This window comes from Nocardia blacklockiae (assembly GCF_015477355.1).
Lineage (GTDB): Bacteria > Actinomycetota > Actinomycetes > Mycobacteriales > Mycobacteriaceae > Nocardia > Nocardia blacklockiae.
The window spans coordinates 11,278-30,771 of the sequence record NZ_JADLRJ010000009.1; the positions used below are offsets into that span (position 1 = coordinate 11,278).

Annotated in this window: 1 protein-coding gene; it reads right to left on the minus strand. The window is 67.9% G+C overall.

Annotated features, from left to right (window positions below; translation table 11 throughout):
- Nucleotides 1–83 precede the first annotated feature (83 nt).
- Nucleotides 84–19,448, minus strand: a complete 19,365-nt coding sequence (locus IU476_RS24975) for a GntR family transcriptional regulator (RefSeq protein ID WP_195104031.1) — start codon at nucleotides 19,446–19,448, stop codon at nucleotides 84–86.
- Nucleotides 19,449–19,494: the final 46 nt, after the last annotated feature.

The window sequence follows — 19,494 nt, forward strand, 5'->3', positions numbered from 1 at the left end:
ACCCGTCGCCCACCCCGACCCGGACCAACGCGGCGCGTGGTCGGCGGCCGCTTCGTCAGCGACTACGGGGGCCCAGCGGGCTGCTATGTCGATCGCGGCCAGCACACGTCCAGCCACCACTCCCAACCGGTCCCGTCGAGCGCCGGCCGCAGCGCGGCCAACTGCTCTCGGCACAGGTCCATCTCGCGCCACAGCATGCCGTCGACGACGAATTCGACGCGGTATTCGATCAGCCGGTCGATGATCCGCAGCTGTTCGCCGAGCGGGCCGAGCACGAGTCGCAGTACCTCGAGATCCAGATTCTCGAACTCGCCGCGGGGCCCGCGGGCCGCGGCGCGAGCATGCTGGGACGTCGAGGCGGTGGCTTCTTCGGATTCGTCGGGATCCTCGAGGTCGATCGCGGCGGCGTCGGCGCGACTGCCGAGCGTCGCGCGTCTGCGGGCGCGAAAGACATCGATCGGGAGGTGGGTGATCTCCTGGAGGAACGTCGGTTCCACCACGCCGGTGCGGTCGACCCGGGTCGCGCTGTCGCCGAGGCCCGCGACGATCAGGCCGATATTGTCCAGCGCGGTGGTCGGCGTGCGGGCTTGTGGATCGGCCCAGGAACAGTAGCCCTGGTGAATCGACATGGGGTCGAGGAATTCCGGGGTGTCGGGCGTCTGCGCGTCGATCAACACCGCGCCCCATCCGCTCTTCGCGGGGTTGATACCGATTCCGAGCACGACCGATGCGGTGACGTCCGCGCCGAGTTTCGTGATCGGGTCGCCGGGCGACGCCAGCACATACACCTTCTCGCTGCCGATACCGAATGCCTCGGCATGGGGCAGCGGAATACCCGGCGATCCGGAGATCACCACCTGGTCGATCTCGCGCGCCAGCCGGCCGCCCTTGCCGGCGTAGCCCACCGTGGTCGAACCGTAGCTGTGCCCGATCAGCGTGCGCCGCAGCGGTAGCGGAGTGCCTTCGTGCTCGGCCATCGCTTGGCGAGTCGCGTTGTAGGAGGCGATATCTCGCGCCACCACGTAACCGCCGACCTCGGCGAAACGCCGGTTCGCCGCTTCGCTCGGCACGGTGGGGAACTGTGCGGTGGGCCGGTTGACGACGGGATGGTGGTAGCCGATATCGATGATGGTCACCTGATCGTCCGAGGTGTACCGCGCTGCCGTCTCGTATTGCCGGAAGCCGAAACCGGCTCGATATTCCAGTGACCGGATGGTGGTCCCGAAGCCGCCGACATGGGTGGTCACGATCTTCGCCCGGTCGGCGTCACCGATTCCGACCCTGATCCGGCCCCTGCCGTGGTATTTGAGGGCGTCGAGGGTCATCACCTGGATCGGTGGCGATCCGACCGTGCGCGCCTGCTGCGCGAGCGCCGTCAGCTGGTCGCGGACGACTTCGAGGTTTCCCTTGTGCCGCAACTCGTTTCGGGTCAGCTTGCGCAGTTTCGACTGCGCTTCGTAGTACGTCAGGTCCCGGGTGATCGATCGGCGGTTCGCGTGGTCGCGAACCCGGTAGGGCACACCGTCGGTATTCCCCATGATGTGCGGATGCACGGCCACCATCGCGTCGCGCTCGTCGGCGGTCAGCGAATACCACCACCGCGCATTCCGCTCGGCGCGTACGTGTGCGCCGGTGACCGCGTGTTTCGGGTCCACCCGCGATACGAGCGACAGCACCGTCGCATGCTTGCCCAGGTGCCGCCTGAGCTTGCCGAGAGCGCTTGCCGCATAGGCGTGTTCGGCGTCGGTGGGGTCCGGGTCCGCGGGCAGTACCGGCTGCGTTCGCCGAAGATCTTCCGTGCCGACCTGCTCGATTTCTCCTGCGGTGTCCGGCTCGTCGGGATCATCGAGGTCGATGGCGACGGTCTCGGGCCCGCGAATGCCGGGGATGGAGTCGTCGATCACCTCGACCCGGTGATCATCGACGATATGCCCGGATTCGTCTTCGATCCGGATGCCCTCCAGGGCCGCCTTCGTCTCCGGGTGGACGCCATTCATGAAGTGCCACTTGACCTGTGGCGGCCTGCCGTCGACCCGGTACTTCCTGTTCATATAGGCGATATGGAGTTGGCGGCGGGCCTGCGCCTCGTACCGGGCCGCCTCGCGGGGCTGTCCGTCGACATCCTTGGTTTTGGCGTCACGCCACGCGCGCCCGCCGTCGGTGACGACATCCACCTCGCTGGCGATCCGCTCGCCCGTCGGCATCGAAACCACGACCTGCTGGGACACGGCGTCGATCCGGTCGAACCGCCCAGCCAAACGGAGCTCGCCGAGGAGTCCCTTGACGGCGGAGGCCTGCACCGCGCCGATGCTTCGGCTGTCCGCTTCGGTGATCGGCGCTCCGGTGTCGGTCTTGCCCTCGAAGAAGTCGGCGGTCAACTCGGCCAGGGCGGTCCGCAGCGTCGCGAAATCTGCCAGCCAGCGGTCCGCGCCGGCGAGCCCCGGAATGCGTTCCAGCAGCTCGGCGCACAGTTTTTCGGCTCTGGTCAGGTCGGCGATTGTCGCGTCCAGCCGATCGGTGACGGTGCGCTGCTCAGCGGTCAGGCCCGGGACGGGGTCGGAGGGCAGCCGATGCTCGACGCGATAGATCCGGGCGAGCCTGTCGACGAAATGGGAGCCTGCCCGCTCGGCACGTCCTCGAATGCTGTCGACCCATTCGACTACTTCCTCCGCGACCGTGGCCTGTATCGCCCGGCGTCCCTCCGGGGTACGGAGAAATGCCCTGGTTTCCCGCCGTGCGCGTTGCCGGACTTCCGCGGGCGGGACGCCTTCGTCCGCGAGGGCACTCCGCCGCGCAGACCGGATTTTCTCGTGAACGCTGTCCAGCGGCCGCGCCAGACGGGCTCGGTAGCGCTCGCGAACCAGGTTTCCCGCCTGCTCGGCGACGGCGGGGTCGGCTCCGCTACTGCCGATCCGCGCCAAGAGCTCCTGGAGCGCTCGGGGAACCGTTTCGCTGTCGGCGCGGGTCGTGCCCGGTTCGTCGCCTTCGAGATCGATGGCGACAGTGTCCGCGCCATTCCCGGAGGTCGTTCCGGATCGCGGATCCGATCGCTCGGACGCCGGATATCCGAGGTCGGGGTGATACCAGTACCCGAGTTGCTCGATCGCCTCCCGCACCCGAAGCGCGGTGTCCGCGGCGACCCATTCGCCTCGGAGTACACGGCTGACCGTGGTCTGCGCTACCCCGGCGGCCGCCGCCACGTCCTGCTGGGTCGGCTGGAGCACGAACCGGCCCGGAACGAACTCCCCGTCGATGAATCGCCCTGGTACGAAACGTTGTTCGGCGAAGTCCGGGTCGAGGATGCGTTCCATTTCGGCCGGAATCGGAGACCCGAGCCACCGCGCCGCGACGAGTACTCGCTGTTCCTGTTCCGTGTACTCCGGCTCGGTGCGCCTCAGTACGAGGTCGACCGTGGGCCGCGCCACCCCGGCCAGGTTGGCGATGTCGACCGACGTCGGCTCCCGGGCCACGACGTGGTCGGGGAGCCGGAGGTACTGTTCGGCGGTTCGGATCAGCCGCGCGGTCTGCGGCGAAACGCCGCCTGCCCGTTCCTGTTCGGCGTCTGCGCGGCGCAGTTCGTCCAGGACGAGGTTCCGTTGCAGCGCTTCGGGCGACACTCCCAGTAGTTCGGCCAATTCCGAACGGAGCGCGCGAGTTTGCTCGACGTTCATCTCTCGCCGCGGCGGATACCACAGGTTGTGCCGTTCGGCTGCGGCGATCACGGCCAGCGCTATCTCGGAGTCCTGCGCTATCTCTCCGCGGAGTACGGCGCTGACGACCGATTGCGAAACCTCGGCCGCGTCCGCCACGACCTGCTGCCGAGGTTGTGCGGCGAACCGTCCCGCCACGAACTCGCCGTTGTCGAATCGACCCGGTACGAACCGTCGTTCGGCGAACAACGGATCGATGGCTCGTTGCTGTCCGGGCGGGATCGGGTAGTCCAGCCACTGAGCCGCGACCAGGACGCGCTGCTCCTCTTCGGTGTCCGCCGGTATCCGCCGGTCCAGTGCCGCACGCACCGTCGCGATTCCGACGCCGGCCAACTCCGCCACATCGAACAGCGTGGGCGGGCGGTTCATCTCCGCCGCGGTCAACCCGAGAAAGCGCTCGGCCAGGCGCGTTGTCTCCGCGGCGGCCGGTCCGTCCGTCGACGCTGTGAGCAGCGTCGTCGCCTGCTCCCGGCCGACCGCGCGCGGCTCGATCCCCAGGGCGGCGGCCAGTTTGACCCGCATCGCCTGCACCTGTTCGGCTCCCGTGCCGCGGGCTCCGGCGTACCAGTAGCCGAGTTGGCCGGCCGCGTCCCGGACGCGTTCGCGCACGCGCGGGTCACCCGTGAACTTCCCGGCGAGCACGTCACTGACCACCGATTGGGCCACGCCCGCGGCCCGGGCCACGTCGGTTTGAGCAGGTTGCACCCGGAATCGGCCAGGAACGAACTCGCCGTCGGCGAACCGTCCCGGAACGAAGCGGTGTTCCGCGAACGTCGGATCGACGGCTTGTTCGAGGGCAGGGGGAACAGGCATGCCGAGCCACCTGGCCGCGGCCAGTACCCGCTGCTCCCGCTCGGTGTATGTGGGCTCGGTACGGCCGAGCACGTCGTACACCGTCTGCCGAGTCACGTTCGCCAGGCGTGCCAGCTCCGTTGGCGTGGGCTGCCGACCGATTTCCTGCTCGCTCAAACCGAGGAATCGAACCAGACAATCTATCTCCGGTGAGCCGGTGGCCGCGCCGGCCCGCTGCAATTCGGCCAGCGGATCATCGGTTGCGGACCGCTGGAGCGTCCCCAGCGCGGGGACCGCGAGGATCTGTGCCAGTTCCCGATTCAACTCGGCTTCGCGGTTGCTCAGGCTCCACTGGACCCGCGTATCGGCCTGCTCCGCTTCGATCGCCGCTCGGGTCGCGGCCTGAATGTCGTTGCCCAGCACCGTGCGGCGGGCGATCCACCCGATCAGGTCCGGTAGCCGACCCGCGTCCGCCGCCCGCCGCCAATCGCGTTGATCCAGGCGGAGCAGTTGTTCCAGCAGGATGTCGACGGTCTGCCGGAAGGGCTGCGCACGCAGCCGAGCAGGATCGGACCCGACCAGATTCGCCATCTCGGTGACGATGACGCGGATCTGCTCGCCGGTCCACGCGTGCTGCGGGCGGAGGCGGTCGAGCTCGGCGCGTGCGGACACGCCGGCAGGCGGCGGCGCCTCATGTTCGGCGCGCCGGCCGCGCAGCGAGAACACCGCGCGTTCGACGGCGTTGTCCTGGTCTACGCGACGAACCAGGGCGTCGGCATCCGCGCAGGCGAAGAGGTTTTCGACCGCCTCCACCAGCAGCGCGAGGTCCGATGCGCCGGCCCGGCCGACCGCCGCGGCCAGCTGCCGCAGTTCCGCCAGCGGGTCCGCGTCGGTTTCGGGCCGCGATATCGGTTGCGGGGCGGGCACCGCGAGCAGGTTCGCCAGTTGCCGGTGCAGGTCCTCGTCTCGAAGCGCGAATTGCTCTCGGGTTCCCGGATCCACTTGCCCGGTCCGCACTGCCGTTGCCGTCGCGGCCTCGATGTCTCGATCCAGTTCCAGCCGACTGGCGATCCATCCCGCGATCTCGGGCAGACGTCCCGCCTCGACTGCCGCTGCCCAGGCCGCTTCGTCCAGGGCCCGCAATTGTTCCTGGACCACGTCGACGGCCTGCCGCACCGCCGCCATCTGCACGAGTTCCGGCTCCACTCCCAACAACTCGGCCAGGACCCGCCGCGCCGCATCGCGGTCGGAGCGCAGTTGTTCCAGCACCACCGAATCCGGATCGAGCAGTGCGGCGACGTCGACGCCGAGCCGCGCCATCACCTCGTGAATCGCGTCGGTCGGCACGTTCTCAGGCGAGTGGTTTCGAAGTCCGTCGACCAGATTCTGTACCGCCGCATTCGCCAGCTGCTGGGCCCGGTACGGGCTGAGCGGTCCCATCGTCTCGACGACCTCGCCGCGGCGCAGCGCGCCGAGGAACACGAGCCGACAGTATCGGCGCTGGTCCGCGGGCAGCTGCGCGATCACGTGCAGCAAGGCGGCGAGGTTGCCGCCCATGGCCTCCGAGACCTCGGCGGGAGCGCGCGATTCGACCGCGCGCAGCAGTTCGACATACTTCCGCGTTCCAGGCAGCGGCAGACTGTTGGCCTCGCCGTGGAATATCGGTCCCCTCGACAACCAGGAGACCAAGAGGCTGTTCACCTTCTCGGCGAGGCGGGTGGCCGATTTCGGAGTGATGCCCAGCTGCTGCTGGAGTTCGGACATCGAGATTCCGCCGAAGAACAGTGACTCGGCGAATCGACGCTGGTTCTCCCTCGGCAGCGCCGCGATCGCTTCCAGCAGGGCTTCCAGCTCACCGTCCATCGCCTCGCGCAGTTCGGGGGAGGTCCGGGCCAGCACTGTCGAGAGCAACTCGTCGTACCGTTCCGATCCGGGCCGCGGTAGCGCGTCCACCCCGGGACGGAATCCGGGCTGTTGCGTGCCGACTGCCGGGGAGTCGTCCACGTCCTCGGTCTCGTCGAGCGGAAACTTCTCCCGCGCAACCTTTTCCGGCTCGGCGTCGCGTACCTCGGGAGGTGGCGTTTGCGTAGCGGGTTCCTCGAGCGACGCACCGCTTCGATCGACCAGTGATCGGACCAGACGCTGGACGGCGAACCGTTCCAGATCCGCCAGGGCTTCGGCGCCATAGCTGTCGAACGGGCGCACGGCCGCGGCCTGCGTCCGGTTCAACTCCAGCCCGAACCTGCGCCGCAGCCAGGCCCATTGAACCGGGGACAATTCGGCCTGGTCGAACTCCGCCCGTGTGATTCGTGAGATCAGCAGGAAGGACGGGTCGGTTTCGGCCGTGCCCTCGGCCCGTAGCGCTGCCAGTACGCCGTTCCGATTTCGCTCGAACATCCTGTGCGCGAGCGCGTCCTGCGCGGTCTCGAGCAACCACCCACCGACGCTGCGGCCCTCCGGGACGGGCCAATGCCGGGTTTCGGCGTACCGGAACACCTCGGCATTCACCTGCTGCGCCAACCGTACGTGGTGGGCGAGCGGCTGTGGGCCGAGTGCCGCGTGCGTGCTCAGCGTGGCCAGCAGGGCTCGGAATATGTTTTCGCCGTGCTCGTTTCGCAGCTGCTCTCGCGCGTCGCGATCGTCCTGCTGTGCTCGCTGCAAAATCGAGACACCTGGGCTGCCGCTGGATCGGTGGCCGGAATCGCGTTCTCGCAGCGGCTGTTCCGGTGCCGTGACGCCGTCGGCCACGTCGATGCGGTGATCCTGGAGGGTACGCCCGGACTCGTCTTCCACCCGAACCCGCTCGAGGGCGTCCTTGACACTCGGATCAACGCCGTACCGGAAGTGCCATGTGATCTTCGGTGGCGCACCGTCCACCCAATACTCGCGGTTCAGGTACGCAATCTGGAGTTGGCGTGCGACTTGGGCTTTCAGCTTGTGTAGTTCCCTGGCTTGGCTCCGGCGGGACATGGCCTTGGCCTCGTGCCAGACCCGGCCTCCGTCGGTGATGACATCGATCTCGCCCTCGAGCGGTTGGCCTGCCGCCATCCAGACCTTGACAGTCCTGCCGAGGTAGTCGATTCGGTCGAACTGCTCTGCCAGCCAGATCTCGCCGGAGATCCCTTTGATCAAGGTGAATTCTGTTCGCCACGGGCCCGTATCGATCTTCTGCGTGATCGGGTCTCCGGTTTCGGTCTTACCCTCGAAATAATCGGCGCACAGTTCGGCCAACCTGCGTCGGTACACCTCGAATGTTCTCTTCCACCGGTCCGTACCCTTGTCCGAGAGGTCCGGCATGCGCTCCAGTAGTCGAGCCAACTGCTTCTCCGCTGTTGTCAAGTTGCGCAGCAGAGATTCCAGATAATTTATGGCGTAGCGTTGACTCGGGGTCAACCCGGGTATCGGCGCGGAGGGAATGCCGTGCCGATCCCGGTAGATCCGGGCAAGTCGGTCCACATAGTTCGAGTCGGCGCGCTCGGCACGTTTCCGGATGTCATCGACCCATTGCCTCGCCTTTCTCGCACAGTTGTCGGCGATGTTCCGCTGCGCCGCGGTGCTCTGCATATATTCCGCGGCTTCTCGGCGAGCGCGGCGCCGCGCCGACCCGGCCGGAACTCCGGCACGCCGATGGGCGGCTTCCCGCTGTGCCACATATCGCCGATAGACCTGGTCCGTCCGCGGCGCGGCCAGGAATTCTCCATATCGCTCGAGGACGAGGTTCTCGGCCTGCCGGGTGACGGTCGGGTCGGCCCCCGCGTTCTCGATCGCGGACAGTGTCCGCCGCAGCGCTGTGGGCATATGCCTGGCGGAAGACGTGGTGGATGCGCCTGCGAGTGCAGGCTTCCGGGTCGGGTGCGCGGTCGCGGCCGGAGTCGCGCCGGAGGCATGTGCCGCGCCCGGCTCATCAGGCTGGTCGGTCGGCTCGTCATCACCGAGGTCGATGGCGACGGTGTCGCCCCGGTCCGTGTGGCCGACGTCGCCCGGGCCGATCGGCGGTTTGCGCGCCTTGTACCAAATGGTCTTTTCGCCGTCCGCGACGGTGATGCCCCAGCTGGACGCGAAGGCGTCGATCAGTCCGAAACCCCGGCCGCCCATGCCTTCACGGCCGGTGGTGTCGGTCTCGGAGAAGTCGAAGTTCGCGAGGAAGGTGTCGACGTCGAAATTGTCGTCGTCCGCGCTCTGCGTTTCTCGGTTCGCGGCTGTGTCGGCCTGGTCGGCGAAATCGCTCTCCGATCTCCATCTCGGGAAGCTCTGCGGCTTGCCGTCCGTGACTTCGACCAGGATGGTGTCCGCGCCGAGTTCGAGCCGAACTTTGGCGTATGTGTTCTTCGCGTGGTTGTGAACGTTCGTGACCATTTCGGTGGCCGAGAGTTCGATGGTGTCCGCCGTCGCGGCGTTCGGTCGATCTCGCTGCGCGTCGGGCCATCCGACTCCGGCGAGCAGTCCACGGATTCTGCTTCGCACGACACCGGATCCACGTATCACCTCGTCAGGAGAAAAGGTCTGGCTCCAGACCCGGGTGCCTGGACGAGGAGCCGATGCACCGGACCGCGGTTCGTGCGTCGAGAATTCGAACCAGCGTCTCCTGGTTCCGCCCTGCCGATTCCGGGCGTGTTCGCCCAGATCGCTCAGTTCGGTGCCCCACGCCTTCGCATTCGCGTCCAACAGTTCGGTGAGCCGGCCCGCCGGTGTCGACCGGACCTCATCCGAGCCATCTTCGGCCCGGTCCCGCACCGGGAGAACGGGTTCCGCCGTCGGGTCGAAGTCCGGGTCGAAGTATTCGGACACTGTCACCCGCAGGGTGGCCCCGTCGATTGCGCAGGTGACCTCGGTATCGCCGTGAGCGGTCTGTAGGAGCGCCTCGACGAGTGTCTCGGCCTTTTCGGAGTCGTGGGCGAAAGCGGAGTCCGCCAGTACGGAACGAAGCGCGGATACCGTCCGCGCAATGCTCTCTCGGGTGGTCCGGGCAGTGGGCACGGTAATCGTGACCGGATCGCTCGCCGTCCGATCGCGCCAGCGGCTCGTCACCTCGGTCCCGATCGAATGCCTGGTGTGCAGGTATCCCGCCCGGGCCAGATGCCGATATGCCTGAGTGACAGTGTTTTCCGACACCCCGAGCAGCGCGGCGACGCCCCGGCCCGGAGGCAGTCGGCAGCCATCGGGCAAGCGGCCGTCCGTAATGGCTTGCCGCAGCAGCGATATCAGTGTGGCGCGCAGTCCTCTGCCGGCGGCGAGATCGGTCAGCGACGACTGTGCGAGGAGTTCGGTCACCAGTTCTTCGGCCGAAAGGGGAATTCCGGCCTCTGTGGTGGGCTCCTCCGGCCACTGCTGACGGCTCGTGACTCTGGTTCCCGCCGAATGCTCGGTAGCCACGTAGCCGTCGGTGGCCAGCTGCCGGTAGGCCAATCTGACGGGGTCGCCCGAGGACAGTCCCAGATGTCGGGCGAACGCGTCGACCGCCGGCAGGCGCTGGGTTTCGGGTAGTCGGCCGTCGCGGATCGCTCGGCGAAGCTCGACGGTGAGTGCTGTCTGCCAGCTGCTGCGGGCGGCTTTGTCGGCCAAGTCCGTCGGCGCCGATTCGGCGGTGAGGACAGCGGCCAATTCCGCTGGCGCAAGAGGTATTTCGGTGTCCGTCGGTGACGCGTCGGGCCATCGATCCGCGCTTGCCACCTTCGTCCCGGCTGTGTGCCCGGTCGACAGGTATCCCTCGTCGGCCAGCCGCCGATATGCCTTGGTGACGGTGGACTTGTTCAGGTTCAGATAGTCGGCGAGCACACCGGCATGCGGCAGCTTCTGACCTTCGGGCAGTCGGCCGTTCGTTATTGCCCGTCGCAGCTGTACCACGAGCGCCGTCCGCCAGCCGCTACGAGCGGCTGTGTCGGCCAGATCCGTCGATGCCGATTCGGCGGCGAGCACTGCCGCCAGTTCTTCCGGGGCGAGCGGTATCTCGGTGCCTGCCGTCCGTTTCCGAGGCCACCGGTCCCTGGGCAGCACAACCGTTCCAGAGGAATGGCCGGTTTGCAGATACCCTTCTTTCGCCAGGAGACCGAAAGCCCGTCGCACGGTTTGCGGTGATACTTGCTCGAGATATCCGGCCAACGCTTCGGCGGACGGCAAACGACGCCCCTCGGGCAGTCGGCCGTCGATGATCGCTGTGCGTAATCCGACGGCAAGTGCCGTGTGCCAGCTACCTCGCGCGGCACTGGCCGCGAGCTCCGTCTCCGGGGCGTCACCGTGGAGCCGGGTGAGCAGTTGCTGGGGAGTGAGTGGAAGCTGGGCATCCGTGGGTGGGTGGGGTGGCCATGCATCCTTGTTCGTCACGAGAGGGGAATGCGAATCCTCGGTGGACAGATAGTCGTGACGTGCGAGGTACCGATAGGCCTGGGCCACGGTCTGCTTCGGCACCGTTCCGAGATGCTCGGCGAATTCGTCGGCCGGTGGCATGCGGTCACCCGGAGACAGCCGACCGTCGACCAGCGCGGTAGAGATCTTGTGCCGCAACGCCTTCGGACATCCGTGCTGTGCGGCGAGCTCAGCGAGGCGGGCCTGTGGCTCGGCATCGAGTATGTCGAGTAGTCCTCGCGGCGAAGCGGGATCGTAGGTCAGGATCACCGGGTCCGGGAGGATCTCGGCCAGGGCGCGCACGGCCCTCGGTTGCAGCTTTCTGCTCGCGCGCAGCGTGCGGTTCCCCATCGCGGCCGTGACTTCGGGTGTGGACAAGCCCTGCAGGAACCGCAACTCGAGGTATTGCTCCCAGCGCGAATTCCCGAGTTGCCCGATGATGCGGCGCAGTTTGTCGAGCGCCGTTGCGTCACCATCGGCCGCCGCGGCCAGGGCCAGCTCGGCGGCCGCCTTGACCTTCTGCAATTCCGCCGATTCCGGCACTCGCCCGGATTCGTCCTCGGCCGCCTCTTCGAATTCGGTGACCTCGGACGCGGGAACACCTGCGATCGCGTGCGCGGCGTAGTACTCCAAGGATTCGACTACATTCGGGCCGTAGCCCATGGCCGCGGCGGCCTGCGCGATCGACATACCCTCGCGGTGCAAAAGCACGAGACACCGATATTGGGCGGGTTTTGTCAGCGCGAGGGCCTCGAAGCGATCTTGCAGTACGTGGTGCGGAACCTCGGCGAGGCGTCGGCCGTACTCTCCGTTCCGGACCTGCTCCGGTAGCGCCCGCAACAACCGCTGCCGCAGTCGCACCGAATCGGGATGATCCTGCGGCCCGTCGCGGTTCGCACCCTCGGCGTCACCCAGGTCCATCGGGGCTGGGACGGCCTCCCGGTCGCGTTGCCGACCGGTCCCGGACCGCTCGCCTTGCCGGGCGGTGCCGCGCCCTCGCTGCGCCGCGGCATCGGTCAGCTGCTGGTCTCGCAGCCGGACCAGTTCGTCCAGTACGAAACCGGTTTCCGGGTTCAGGTACCCGACCTGCTGGTTCGCGAAGCGGGTCTGTTCGGCGCGGGTCTTCGAGCGCCACGCCTGGGACACCGCTGCGGCCGGGCCGCGCGCGGCGAGGCTCGGGCCGGATTCGGACTCGGTCGGGACCGGACCGCGATGGTCGGCCCGAACAAGGGCATTGCGCTGTTCGGCTTCGCTCACCACCTGCGCGTGCGGGACGCCCCGAAGCAGGGCCTGCAGGACATAGGCCGGATGCGTGGGGTCCGCCGGTGCGCTCCGGCCGAAGGCGTTGTTGGACTCGGCCAGTGCTTCTACCGGATTGAATATTCTGAGGCTGCGCAGGTTGCCTTCGTAGGCATCCGGTCCGGATTCTTCGACCGCGAGTATCCGGTTGAGCGCATCGGCGTCGAGCCATCGCCGCCACCTCCGATATACCACTTCGGGCGCGATCCGGCCCAGATTCTCGTAATGTGCCGTATCCTTCCCCGCGGCAACCGCGAGATCATTTTTCCGCGATGCTCCGGATCGTTCCAGCCATTCGTCGAAATCCGCACGACTCTCGAAGCGGCGCAACCACGATTCGAAGGTTGCGCGCAGCCGCTCTTCTTCCTCGCGCTTCAGATTCTTCCGGTCGGCGCTGTACGCGTTGAGCTGTCCCAGCCAGTCGTCGAATTCTGTGTCCGCCGCCAGCATGCCGGAATTCTTGAATCCGATGAAATGCTCGTACAGGAAACCGAAGCCCCGTGTTTTCTTCCAGTTGTCGAGATCCGCCCGGGTGGAGTCGTTCCGGAGGCCGGCGGGTGGTGACTCGCCTTTCCAGACGGAGTCTTTGATGTTGCGGATCGGTGGTTTGTTGCTCTTGTCTGCTTGGGTGGCATCGTTCCGGACATCGGCGATCGATGATTCGTCGTTCTTTTCCTTCCAAGCGCCTTTGTCTCGCAGGTTCGCGATCGGGGACAGGTTGTACCGGTTCTCCCGGAGAGCGTGGTCCTGCAGGTGGCCCATCTCGTGACTGACGGCGTCGTATGCCGGATCGCCGGTCGGGGCGTTCAGGCGGCCCGCCTGCACCGCCTTCCGCAAGCTCTGCTGGAATTTCTCCGGGTCACCGAAGAGATTCTCGTTCAGCACCATGAAGGTCGGGGCCGTCTCGCCGAGGCCGGTGGGTGTCCAGATGCAGGCACCGGTCATGCCGGCCATGGGAGCGACGAGTACCACGTCGAGCTCGACCGAAGGGTCGGCGGTGAAACCGTCGACGATCGCGTTGCGGACCGACAGCGCCGTATCGAGGGAGATCGTCGGCTTGTCCAGCCCGAGCACCTCGACGCCGTACGTCTCGAACAACTGTCTCGCGATGGCCTGCTTGGTGTTTCGTTCGGAGTCTTCCGTCGCCGAGGCCGCCCGGGTGGTGCGTTTCCCGGCCTGAGGCTGCTGTTGCCGGGTCGACCGCTCCGCGATGTCCTGCGCGACCCAGCCGAACAAGTCCAGCTGGGCCTCGGTGAGGACGGCGCCGCGGGACCGCGGGCTCAGTGCCTCGTTGATCAGTCGGCTTACCGCCGGGTTCAGGTGATTCAGGCTGTCGAGCCACGTGTCTCGCGCTTGCTCGATCAGCCAGTCGCCGATGTCCCTGCCCGGCGGGACCTGCCACCCCTCGGTTTCGGCGGCGGCGATCGTGGCGCGAGCGACCGCGTGCGCCAGGGCCTGAATCCGGTTGCCGTGCTGTGCGGTCGGGTCGAGTACGGCACACATGGCCTGGGCGGTCGCGGGACCGAAGTGGCGGTCCAATGCCTGCGCGGCGGCCCGGTCGCCCTGCTGTGCCAGCCGCAGCGTCTCGGTGCGGTCGTGGGCGGACCACTGGTCGAACGGGACGGTGGTACCCATCGCGCCGGCGAGGACGGGCTGGGCGGTACGCACCTGCTCGACCAAGTGCGCGACGGCCGCGGCCTGGCCCGGTGCGAGCACTCGCGCTTGCTGCAGCACCGATCCCGACTCGGTGACCAGGCGCCGCTGTGCCGGATCGAGTTGGTCGAGGCTGTCGTTCAACAGGTTTCGCGCGGTCTCGCGCAGATGACCGGCGACATCGGTGCCGATGGGCACACCTTGCGTATCGACCTGGTCGAAGACCGCATCGCGGACGGCCTGCGCCACCGGCAGCAACGGCGCGGCCGCCTGTCCGCCCGGTGCGTTCAGCAGCCGCAACAGGTGCCGGAGGGTGTCGTCGCCGTGCTGATCGCGCAGGTTGGGCGCGGCGGCCACATTGCCGGAATTCAAGGTGGCCGTCGCCCCGGCGGCGATGCCCGCGGCGGTCGGGACGGGGACGCCGTTGTGGACGGCCTGGGCGTGCGGGGCCGTGTGCGGAGCGGCCGTGCCAGCGGGACGAGCAGGAGGTTGGTGGGGTTGAGGTTGGTGGGGTTGCGGGGTCGCGGCGTCGGGCGCGTGGGCGGGCGGGGCATTGGCTTGCTTGGCGCTGGCGAACTTGTTGGCGAGCAGATCCTTCTCGACGGCATCCTTCATCGCCGGGACGGCCTTCTTCCACAGGTCCGACTCGGCGTTTCGCAGCACCTGTTCGGCCTTGTTGAGTTCGATCCGCGTGGCCTCGGTGCCGAGGGCTTCATGTTGTGCCTGTGCGGCTCGGAATCCCTTGACGGCCTCCTTGTACTGGATGATCTGCTGCGTGACGCCGGCGTCGGTGACCCGGCCCAGGAAGTCCTCCGGCGAGACGTAATGCACCGCCGACCCCGGGGTGCCGCCGGTTTCCCGGTCGTCGCCGTAGCCGCCGCGTGCCGGGCGGCCGTCGACCTGGACATTGACCCGCTCCGAATACGCCGGGCCGCCGCTGACCTTGACGTCGACACCCCCGAGCGCGATGACTTCCTTCGACGGCGTCGGGTCCGCTCCCCGGCCGCCGTCCTTGTTGGTGATGTAGATGGTGCCCTTGTCGCCGAATTCGTCGATCTTCTGCATGACGAGCGCCTCGGCGTCGGCGTTGCTGCCACCGTGCTCGGCGTAGAAGTCGGCGTCGACCACCTCGAACTTCAGCTCGAATCCGTCGCCGTATTCCGCCTTCGCGGCCTGTCGAAGCAGGTCGACCAGGCCGGCTCGCCCGGATTCCGGGTCGCCTCGGATCTCGCCGTTGTCCATGCACACGATCCACTGGGCGCGACCCGTCTGCTCGCCGTCGACGATATTCGCGTCCCGCAGGATGTCCCGTGCCAGCTGCCCGAGTTTCGCGTTCGTATCCTCGAAGAATTTCGGGGGTTCCAGCACCTTCTGCGAGGTGTAATAAGCGGGCACCTCCGGCACCGAGCCGATACCGTACAGGTCGTACGTGATGCCCTCGACGTCTTTCATCGTGCCCGACAGGCCGGACGGGTCGAACATCATCTCGCTGTTGATCAATTGCTGATCGGACATCTTGATCGAATGTTCTTGATTCGCCAGGACCGGCACCCCTTCCTTGAGGTCCACGAACTGACCGACGCCCTGCCACCGCACGTCGGTCGATTTCGTCCGGTCCCACATCGGCTTGTCATTGGTCTCGGAGGCCAGGATTCCGATTTTTCCGTCGTCGCCGTCGCCCCGCCGCACGATGTAATGGGTGCCCCGCTCCACGCCCCAGCGGGCGTTGGCCGCGTCGGCGAAGAGCTTCAGCTCGGCGCCGGTGACGGGCTCACCCGGCACCCGGTTGAGCTTGGCCACCGCCTCCGGCGTCGGGACGGCCGCCCACATTCCCCGCGTATTCTCCGGTCTCGAGAAATCCGCCGCCGTCAGTCCGTGGTCGCGTTCCGCGGCCCGCAGCCGATCCCAGATTCCCCGCAGTTTTTCCACCGTCTCCGGGGCGGCCTCTTCCGCTGCCCCGGGGGAGAGCACGCATTCGGAGTTCCCGTCGTAAATGGTGTCGAATTCGTCGATGGTGTGCTTACCCGACGGGAACGGTTCGAATCGGGTGTCCAGACCTTGCTCCGAGGCTTCGGTATCCAGCCTCGTCTTGATGTCGTCGATCGACGGTTTCGTGTTGAGCCAGTCCCGCAGCTCCGTCACTTTCTGCTGCGGCATGCCCCCGGCCGCGAACTCGTCGATCATCGCGTCCGAGACCTTCAATGCGCGGAAGAGGTAATCCTCTTTGGTGCCGACGACGATCCGCTGCCGCCCGGGCACCGGTTCCGGTAGCGGGCCGTCCTGGTCCATGCGGTGCACGTCGATCGGTATGTCCGAGTCCGGTCGCTGCAGGAAGGCGTGCAATTCGCCGACCAATTCACCGGCGAGCAGATCGCTGCTGGTCCAGGCGTGCGCGGTGCCGTGATCGATCGCGTCGGAGACCAGCTTCATCACCATGACGAGGGTTTTGCCTTCGCCGGTCTTCATATCGACCGGGCCGTGCTTCAGCAGGAGGAACGCCGCGTCCTGCGTCTCCCGTGTCAGCCGGTGCCGTTCGTCGCCCCGGCGAATCCACTCCTTCATCGCCCCCGCTCGCTCCTCCTTGGAGCCGTTCAGCATCGTGTCGATCAAGGACGCGGGAGACGCCGTTGCCATCTTGCTCGTGCCGTCCACCGTGCCCGGCTCTCGCATGGCACCGATCGCGCGGGCGGCTTCCAGGGCCGCGCGCACTCGCTCCGTGGCGACTACTTCGAACACGGCCTCTCGATCGGTGAGCACGCCGTTCTCGAAGTCCCTCATCAGCGAAACGCCCGCATTGTCCGAGATGTCCACGAGGTCGAGGGCTCTCGCGCGCACCGCGGCGTCGTGCGCGGCCACCGCCGACTCGTACGCGTCCCGGGCCTCGGCCAGCCTCGTCTGCGCCTGCCGGAGCTGTTCCTGAGCCGCCCTGGACGCTTCGACAGCGACTCGCTCCTCCGCGGTGCCGGATCCGAACAGGTCCCGCATCCGGTCGCGGAGGCCCAGTCGGGTGGCCCGCTCGTGCTGCTCGGCCACCCGCACGGCCTGCTCCTGCCGCTGCAGCTCGGCATGTGCGGCCTGCTCGCGCTCGGCCGCCTCCGAGACCCGCTGCCGGTGGTGTTCCCGCACCAGCTCGTTCTGCCGGCGCTCGGCCGCGATGTGCTGCTCTACTTCGGCTTTCGCCTGCGCTCGCGCCGCGGCTGCCGGGTCTTCCTGCTGAGCGGTGGCCTGAGCGCCCGAATCATCTTGTTCTGGTTGGGGTTCGGGTGGTGGAGCGTCCGCGTCGTCCGTGGCCTTGGGTTCGGTGTCCTTCGCCGTGCCGGTGTCCTCGTCACGGGCCGGGGCAGCGTTCGAATCGTCGCTTTTCTTGTTGTCGTGGCCGTTCGGCTGTTCGTCGGTGTTGTCCGAGGCTTTACCGTGCTGGGGTTCCGGCTCGTCGGCGGCAGCTGCTCTCCTGCCACTGCCCGTCGGTTGCTGCTGTGCGGCGTCCTTCGCACCGCCAGGTGTGCTAGCGCCCGGATCGACGGCCGGGGGACGTTCCGACGCAGCACCTTTCGGTGCCGACACGGTCGGTGGTCGATTGCCGCCACCGGGCGCGGAGGCCTCGCGGGTCCCGCCGGTCCCTGGTGCGGGAGCGGATGTCGCCTCTCCGCCCTTGGGTTGCGGGGCTGTCCGCGGCTGCGCAACCGGCCCCTCTGCACCGCCGGGCGTGCCGCGCGGCTGTGCGGGTGCTTCGGGGCTCACGACCGTCATGACCGGCCCGGCGTTCTGGTCGGCCGAACCGTTGCGCACCCCCGCCGGGGTGAGTTCGGACAAGAGGGCGGTGTCGGGGGCCTTCGAGCCCTGCTGTGCGCGACCGGCCTCGGCCGTCGCTGCCGCCGGAACCTGTTGCGCCGGTTCGTTGTTCTCGCCCGAAGACCGGGGCGCCGGCACGGTCCCCGCATCGGCCGCGGCGGCGCGCTGGCGTTCCGTCGGCGGACTTCCTGCCGCCTGGTCCCCGGGCCGCTGTTCCGCACCGACCGAATGCGGTTGGCCCGCACCGTTATTGGCGCCCTCTCCGACGGGATGTGGTGCGGCACCGGTGTTCGACGACGTGGGCCGGGCGCCGCCCACCTCGCCGTCGGCGGGGTGTGGTTTGCCCGCACCGGCGATGGGCCCTTCCGGACCGGCGGTCTGCCGGGGTCCCCCAGCGCTCCCCGGGTGCGGTTGTGCCGCAGTGTTTTCGGCGTCCGCTCGCGCCGGAGCCGCGGTTCTGCTCTCGGCGCGCGCGTGCTGGTTCGCTCCCGTCTTGGCATCGACCTGCGCGCCGGCGTTGTCCACGGACGCGGCCGGAGCCTTGGGCGGCGCGGCAGCTTCACCGTTCGCGGGTCTGGCGACCGGGTCCGCGGTATTGGCGACGCCGGAAGGAAAGTCGACGATCTTGGCGGGGTTGACGTTCTTCACCGCTGCACGCGGCGCGGCCGGGTGCTGTACATCGGTGCTCTTGTTCACCACCGGGGCAGGCTGCGGCGCATTCGCGTCGGCGTTCGTGCTCCGCAGCCGTGCAACGAGCTGGTCGATCTGCTGCTGGTGGGTGGAAGCGTTGTTCGGATCGAAGTCTCTGGTGACGAGGCCGTGTGCGGCCAGCATGTCGAAGAACGCGTCCTCGGGCGTGGCGGCCGCACTTCCGGGCGCCGCGGCGGCCGGTTCGGTCTCCGCGGCCGGCACGGGAACCTGTGTCGGCGTGCGGATCTCGCGCACCGCGTAGCCGCCGCCGATGAGCGCGCCCGCGACAGCGCCGGGCAACGCGCCCTCGGTGAAGGCTTTGAGGGTGAACGCCTCGCCATTGAGCCCCAGCGAGACGGCCGTGCCCCCGACCGCGCCGCCGACACCGGAGAACGCGCTGACCGCGGCGGTGCCCGCGAGCTGCACGGTGATCCGCGCGCCCTTGTGCTCGATGGTGGCGGCATACGCCGCGACCTTGGGGGCGGCCACGCGCGCGAACAGCACACCGATGGCGCCACCGGCGACACCGGCAGCCGACGAGACGGCCAGCGCCTTCTTGTCGAACGTTTCGCGATTGCCCTCCAGCACCTGAAGGCCCTGGGCGGCGAAGTTGAGGCCGCCACCCTGCAACAATCCGATTGCCGCGGCGTGACCGATCAGCGCGATTCCGCCGCGCTCGGCGGCGAGTTGGGCGAGGCGACCGGCGATCAATTGCAGCGCCTTCCGCCACGCCTGCTCTATCGCGGTTCGTGCGGCCATCCGCTGGATGGCGGCCTCCAGCGCGCCGCCGAACGCGATCATCAGCGTGCAGCGGATCAGTGCGAAGAACAGGATCACCAGAATGCCGAAGACGGTGAACTTCATCAGTTCGACGGTGTTGGCATACTCGTACAGCCCCCTGGCCAGGCTGTCGAAATAGGCGGCTTGTTTGTGGAAGCGTTCCGCGACCTCCAGGTGCTTTTCCCGAATGGCAGCGGCCAGCGCGCCGCGCGCGTGGCTGGGCGCTCGCGCCTTGTCCTCGTGCTCCCGGGCTTTTGCGCGGCTCTGCTCGGCCTTGTGCGACCAGCCGTCCGCGAGGCGCCGCAGTTCGTCTTCCATGCCCTTCGGGAAACGCCCGGCCGCGCACGCGACCACATCCGGGGGCAGCCAGTCCGGCAGCGTCAAGCTCATCGGCGCTCGCACCCGTCAACGTCTGCCCGGCAGGCACCTCTACGTG